A 6,360-nucleotide genomic window follows, 5' to 3' on the forward strand; every position below is an offset into this window, starting at 1 on the left:
CCCCCCCCCCCCCCCCCCCCCCCCCGCCCCCCCCCCCGCCCCCGCGGGCCCCCCCCCCCCCCCCCCCCCCCCCCCCCCACGCTACGAAGAGCAGGGCAACAGCCGTCGAGCAAGCTCGACGCTACGAAAAGCCGGGGCAACCGCCGTTGGGTGGGGCACGCGCCGCCGCGACGGGGTGGGGCAGTAGCCTCGGTCAAGACGCGCACGACGGCGCCGCCTACACTGCGCGGCCTGTCCTTCCCCCGACGATGTGTTCATGCGCAACAACCCGATGGCCCTGGGCATCGCCAATGGCGTTGCTGCCGGCGCGCTGTGGGGCGTGGTCTTCCTCGCCCCTGCCGTGCTGGGTACGTTCAACGCGCTGCAGCTGTCGGCCGGCCGCTATCTGGTCTACGGCCTGATTGCGCTGGTGCTGCTGCTGCCGCGCTGGAAGCGGCTGGCGCCGAAACTGGGCCGCGCCGAATGGCGGGGCCTGCTCTGGCTCAGCCTGGCCGGCAACCTGGTGTACTTCCTGCTGCTGGCTACCGCCGTGCAGTGGGCCGGTGGTGCGGCGGCCTCGCTCATCGTCGGGCTGATCCCGGTGGTGGTGACCCTGGTGGGTGTGCGCGAGCAGGGTGCGGTGCCGCTGAAGCAGTTGTTGCCGGCGCTGGGGCTGTGCGTGCTCGGGGTCATCCTGGTGGGCTGGGAGGCGCTGATGTCCGAACATCTGGCCACGCCGTGGCGGCAGCGCGTGCTGGGCCTGGTGTGTGCGTTTGGTGCGCTGTTCTCGTGGGCGGTGTATTCGGTGGGCAACAGCCGCTGGCTGGCACGGCGGCCAGATCTTTCCAGCCATGACTGGTCCATGCTGACTGGTGTGACCACCGGCGGCCTGGCCCTGTTGCTGGTGCCGATGGCGTTCACCGGCCAGAGCGCGGCGCACAGCCCGGCGCAGTGGACGCTGTTCTGGAGCATCAGTGCCGGCGTGGCGGTGTTTGCCTCGCTGATCGGCAATGCCTTCTGGAACCGCGCCAGCCGTCTGCTGCCGCTCACCCTGACCGGGCAGATGATCGTGTTCGAAACGCTGTTTGCGCTGCTGTATGCGTTCGCCTGGCAATGGCGCTGGCCGACCCTGCTGGAGGCGCTGGCCATTGTCTGCCTGGTGGCCGGGGTGCTGCTGTGTGCACACGCGCACCGTGCGCCGCGCGCGATCGCCGAACATGCCGGCTGATTCCGCGCCGTGCGCGTCCTGATCGCCGCTTCGTCACAGATGCAACCAAATGGCGGCACGTTGGCAGATGATCGCCGCAGAGAGATTTTGCGCTGCAACACTTGACAGCGCCCCAGCGCACGGTGTTTTCTGTGCGCCATGGTTCTCGATGCCGCCCTTGCCAGCCTGATCGCCCCCGCTACTGCGGGCGGCTCGACTGCGCCGGTCGCCATTACCACCATTACCACCACCACCGTCACCACTGCCCTGGTGCGGCCCGTCGTCTTCGTGTAACTCCCGAAAACCACGGCCCCGCACCATCCAGGTGGCGGGGAAACTCGACACCTGCATGCGACGGGGCCTCCCAATGAGGTCTGCATGTCCGCCAACGCCCCCGCCCATTCCGCTGCCCACCTCGATCTGGCCGCGCCTTCCACTGTCGTGCACAAGTTCGGCGGCACGTCGGTGGCCGATGCCGAGCGCTATCGCCACGTAGCCGGTCTGCTGCTGGCTCGCCCCGAAGCCCTGCAGGTCACCGTGGTGTCGGCCATGAAGGGCGTGACCGATGCGCTGATCGAACTGGCCCAGTTGGCCGCCCGCGGCGACGCGGGCTGGCGCGATGCCTGGCATGCGGTGCGTGCGCGGCACCGCGGCGCCGCCGTGGCGCTGCTGGGCGAGCAGGTGGGCGAGACGGTGGAATGGATCGACGCGCGCTTTGACCAGTTGGCCGATGTGCTGGCCGCGCTGGCGGTGATCGGCGAACTGCCGCGCGAGGTGCTGGACCGCGTGCAGGGCCTGGGCGAAGTGTTTTCCGCGCAGTTGCTGGGCAGCCACCTGCGGGCGCTGGGCGAGGACTGCGCGGTGCTGGATGCGCGCGACGTGCTGGTGGTCGGGCACGGCGAACTGGGCGTGGACGTGGACTGGGAGGCCAGCGCCGACCGGCTGGCCAACTGGCGCCTGCAGCACCCGCAGGCGCGGGTGGTGGCCACCGGTTTCGTGGCACGTGACCGCCAGGATCGCATCACCACGCTGGGCCGCAACGGCAGCGACTATTCCGGCGCGATCTTCGCCGCCTTGTTCAACGCCGATGAGCTGCATATCTGGACGGATGTGGACGGCGTGCTGTCGGCCGATCCGCGGCTGGTGCCCGAGGCGGTGCAGCTGGAAGCGCTGAGCTACGACGAAGCCTGCGAACTGGCTTATTTCGGCGCCAAGGTAGTACACCCGCAGACGATGTCGCCGGCAATCCGCCTGGGCATGCCGATCATCATCCGCAACACCTTCCAGCCGCTGCATCCGGGCACGCGCATCAGTGCCGAGCGCTCGCCGCGTGGGCCGGTGAAGGGGCTGACGCTCAGCCCCGGCCTGGCCCTGTTGAACCTGGAAGGCACCGGCCTGATGGGCGTGCCGGGTACCGCCGAGCGCGTGTTTTCCGCGCTGCGCCAGGCGCACGTGTCGGTGGTGATGATCTCGCAGGGGTCGTCGGAACACTCGATCTGCTGCGTGGTGCGCGCTGCCGAGGCGGCGCGTGGCCGCGAGGCGCTGCTGCAGGGGTTTGCCCACGAACTGTCGGTGGGCCAGGTGCAGCGGGTGCAGGTGAGCGACGAGGTGAGCGTGCTGGCCGCGGTGGGTGACGGCATGGCCGGCCAGCCGGGCGTGGCCGCGCGCCTGTTCGAAGCGCTGGGCCGCGCCCAGGTGAACATCCTGGCCATCGCCCAGGGCTCGTCCGAGCGCAATATCTCGGTGGCCGTGTCCAGCGCCGATGCGCCGCGTGCGTTGCGCGCCGCGCATGCGGGGTTCTGGTTGTCGCCGCAGACCTTCGCGGTGGGCGTGATCGGTCCGGGCAACGTGGGTGCAGCCTTGCTGGACCAGCTGTTGGCCGCGCGGCCGCAGCTGCTGGCCAAGGCCAATGTCGATCTGCGCGTGCGTGCGCTGGCCTCGCGGTCGCGCATGCGCCTGGAAGCGGAGGTGCTGCATGCCGACTGGCGTGCCGCGCTGCAGGAAAACGGCCAGGCCAGTGATCTGGATGCCTTCACCGAACACCTGCTGGCCGCGCACCTGCCGCATGCGGTGGTGATCGACTGCAGCGGCAGTGCCGAAGTGGCCGAGCGCTATGCCGACTGGCTGGCTGCCGGCATCCACGTGGTCACCCCGAACAAACAGGCCGGGGCCGGGCCGCTGGCGCGCTACCAGCGCATCCGCGCGGCGGCCGCGGCCAGTGGCGCGCGCTTCCGCTATGAAGCCACGGTGGGCGCGGGCCTTCCGGTCATCACCACGCTGCGCGACCTGGTGGATACCGGCGATGAAGTGCTGGCCATCGAAGGCATCTTCTCCGGCACGCTGGCCTGGCTGTTCAACCGTTTCGACGGCAGCCAGCCGTTCTCGGAACTGGTGGCGCAGGCGCGCGCGATGGGCTACACCGAGCCGGACCCGCGCGATGACCTGTCCGGCGTGGACGTGGCGCGCAAACTGGTGATCCTGGCCCGCGAGGCCGGGCACGCACTCAGCCTGGAACAGGTGCAGGTGGAAAGCCTGGTGCCGGCGGCCCTGCGCGCGGGCAGCGTGGACGAATTCATGGCGCGGCTGGGCGACTCGGATGCAGAACTGCTGGCCCGCCTGCAGGCCGCGCGCGAGCGTGGCGCAGTGCTGCGCTATGTCGCGCGGCTGGGCGCCGATGGTGCGTCGGTGGGCCTGCAGGAGCTGCCGGCCGAGCACGCCTTTGCCAACCTGCGGCTGACCGACAACGTGGTGCAGTTCCGTACCCGCCGTTACTGCGACAACCCGCTGGTGGTGCAGGGCCCGGGCGCTGGCCCGGAAGTGACCGCCGCAGGTGTCTTCGCCGACCTGCTGCGCGTGGCTGCCGGTGAAGGAGCGCGGCTGTGATCGCACGTGCATTCGCGCCGGGCTCGGTGGCCAACGTGGCCGTGGGCTTCGATATCCTCGGCCACGCCATCGCCGGGGTGGGCGATACGGTAACCGTGCGCCGCATCGCCGACCCGCTGGTGCGCATCGATGCGATCCGCGGCAGCGAAGTTGCATTGCCGTTGGACGCTGCAGGCAACACCGCCGGCGCTGCGCTGATGTCGCTGCGTGAAGCGTTGGGCCTGGACTTCGGCTTCGCCATCGAAATCGACAAGGGCATTCCGTTCGGCTCGGGCATGGGCGGTTCGGCGGCCTCGTGCGTGGCTGCATTGGTGGCGGCCAACGCGTTGCTGGATTCGCCGCTGCCACGCGCAGCGCTGTACCCGCATGCGCTGGATGGCGAAGCGGTGGCCAGTGGCGGCCGCCACGGCGACAACGTGGGCCCGCTGCTGCTGGGCGGGTTGGCGCTGTGCACCGCCGACCGGCTGGTGCCGGTGCCGGTGCCGGCCAGTTGGCACAGCCTGCTGGTACACCCGCAGGCCGTGCTGGAAACGCGGCGTGCGCGGCAGGCGCTGCAGGGCAGCTATGCCCTGGGCGAGTTCGTTGCGCAGAGTGCCAACCTGGCCCTGGTACTGAGCGGCTGCCATCGCAGTGATCCGGAGCTGGTGCGGGCCGGCCTGCGTGATGTGCTGGTGGAGCCGCGGCGCGCCGGCCTGATAGCCGGTTTCGATGCCGCCAAGGAGGCGGCACTGGCGGCGGGGGCGATGGGCGCGGGCATTTCCGGTGCCGGTCCCAGCGTGTTCGCCTGGTTCGATGATGCCGACCGCGCGCGGGCCGCGGCGGCGCCGGTGCGTGCCGCGTTTGCGGCCGCCGGCCTGGACAGCGAGGCCTGGGTCTCGCCGCTGGATGCCCCGGGAGCCCACCTGTGCTGAATCCTTCCCCCCTTCTGGAAACCGACGTGATGCAATTCGTATCGACCCGCGGCCAGTCACCGGCCGTTGGCCTGAGTGCGGCCATCGCCGCCGGGCTGGCGCCCGATGGCGGCCTGTACGTGCCCGAGCGCCTGCCGTCGCCGCGTGTGCTGCAGGCCGGCGCAACCCTGGCCGATACCGCCACCGATCTGCTGGCACCGTTCTTCGCCGGCGATGCGCTGGCCGATGCGCTGCCGGAAATCTGCCAACAGGCCTTCGACTTCCCCGTGCCGCTGCGCGCGCTCGGCAATGGCGACCATGTGCTGGAGCTGTTCCATGGGCCCACGGCTGCGTTCAAGGACATCGGTGCGCGTTTCCTGGCCGGTGCGTTGTCGCGCCTGCAGGCCGGCAAGGACCGCGATCTGACCATTGTGGTGGCAACGTCCGGCGACACCGGTGCGGCCGTGGCCGCGGCCTTCCACCAGCAGCCGGGCGTGCGCGTGGTGGTGCTGTATCCCGACGGCCGCGTCTCACCGCGCCAGGCACACCAGCTGGGCTGCTTCGGTGACAACATCCAGGCGCTGCGCGTGGCCGGTTCGTTCGATGATTGCCAGGCCATGGCCAAGCAGGCGTTGGCCGACACCGCGCTGCAGGCGCAGGTGCCGCTCAGTTCGGCCAACAGCATCAGCCTGGGCCGTCTGCTGCCGCAGATGAGCTACTACGCGCATGCCGCGCTGGTGCACCACGCGCAGAGCGGGCGCCGCCTGAACCTGGTGGTGCCGACCGGCAACCTGGGCAATGCGATGGCGGCGGTGCTGGCGCGCGCGTTGGGGGTGCCGATCGGGCAGATCGTGCTGGCCACCAATGCCAATGCAGTGCTGCCGGCCTACTTCAACGGCGGCGATTACCAGCCGCAGGCCAGCGTGGCTACTGTGGCCAATGCCATGGACGTCGGCGCCCCCAGCAATTTCGAGCGCCTGCGCTGGCTGTACAACGACGATGACGCCGAACTGCGCGCCGCGTTCCGTGCGTTCAGCGTGGACGATGTGACGATCCGCGCGACCATTGCCAGTGAACATGCCAGCCATGGCGAACTGTTCTGCCCGCATACGGCCACGGCAGTGAAGGTGCTGCGCGATCTGCGCGTGCGTGGTGCCAAGGGTGACTGGGCGGTGGTGGCCACGGCGCACCCGGCCAAGTTCGAGGCGGTGGTGGAGCCGTTGATCGGTGAAGCGGTGGCGGTGCCACCGGCGCTGGATGCGCTGCTGCAGCGCCCGGCGCATGCCGAGCCGTTGCCAGCCGATTACCACGCGCTGCGCGAGGTGTTGTTGTGTTGATCAAGCGCCGCCGGGGGGGGGGGCGGCGGGCCCGGCGGGGGGGGGGGGGGGGGGCGGGGGGGGG

At 70.5% G+C, this 6,360-nt stretch carries 5 protein-coding genes; all 5 read left to right on the forward strand.

Annotation, left to right across the window (positions count from 1 at the left end; all coding sequences use genetic code 11):
* The first annotated feature begins 256 nt into the window (after window positions 1-256).
* The 5 genes from IAE58_RS19335 to thrC all read left to right on the forward strand — a co-directional run bounded on the left by IAE58_RS19335 (window position 257) and on the right by thrC (window position 6,296).
* Window positions 257-1,207 (forward strand): DMT family transporter, encoded by a 951-nt coding sequence (locus IAE58_RS19335; protein ID WP_199934676.1) that lies wholly within the window; start codon window positions 257-259, stop codon window positions 1,205-1,207.
* A gap of 138 nt (window positions 1,208-1,345) precedes the next feature.
* Window positions 1,346-1,480 (forward strand): hypothetical protein, encoded by a 135-nt coding sequence (locus IAE58_RS20060; RefSeq protein WP_267908100.1) that lies wholly within the window; start codon window positions 1,346-1,348, stop codon window positions 1,478-1,480.
* Between the two features lie 84 nt (window positions 1,481-1,564).
* On the forward strand, window positions 1,565-4,069 hold the full coding sequence (gene thrA, locus IAE58_RS19340; RefSeq protein ID WP_199934675.1) for a bifunctional aspartate kinase/homoserine dehydrogenase I: 2,505 nt from the start codon (window positions 1,565-1,567) through the stop codon (window positions 4,067-4,069).
* Window positions 4,066-4,980: a homoserine kinase gene (locus IAE58_RS19345; RefSeq protein WP_199934674.1), complete on the forward strand. Its 915-nt coding sequence runs from the start codon at window positions 4,066-4,068 to the stop codon at window positions 4,978-4,980. Before thrA ends, IAE58_RS19345 begins: the two co-directional genes overlap by 4 nt.
* A 29-nt stretch (window positions 4,981-5,009) precedes the next feature.
* Window positions 5,010-6,296 carry a threonine synthase gene (thrC, locus tag IAE58_RS19350; RefSeq protein ID WP_199934673.1) on the forward strand — a complete coding sequence of 429 codons (1,287 nt, stop codon included), beginning with the start codon at window positions 5,010-5,012 and terminating at the stop codon, window positions 6,294-6,296.
* Window positions 6,297-6,360: the final 64 nt, after the last annotated feature.

It is taken from the genome of Stenotrophomonas sp. S49, from assembly GCF_016624905.1.
Taxonomy (GTDB): domain Bacteria; phylum Pseudomonadota; class Gammaproteobacteria; order Xanthomonadales; family Xanthomonadaceae; genus Stenotrophomonas.

Bases quoted from the DNA above. Each gene is read 5' to 3' on its own strand.
- IAE58_RS20060 (WP_267908100.1), top strand. From the start codon at position 1,346: ATGGTTCTCGATGCCGCCCTTGCCAGCCTGATCGCCCCCGCTACTGCG.
- thrC (WP_199934673.1), top strand. From the start codon at position 5,010: ATGCAATTCGTATCGACCCGCGGCCAGTCACCGGCCGTTGGCCTGAGT.
- thrA (WP_199934675.1), top strand. From the start codon at position 1,565: ATGTCCGCCAACGCCCCCGCCCATTCCGCTGCCCACCTCGATCTGGCC.
- IAE58_RS19335 (WP_199934676.1), top strand. From the start codon at position 257: ATGCGCAACAACCCGATGGCCCTGGGCATCGCCAATGGCGTTGCTGCC.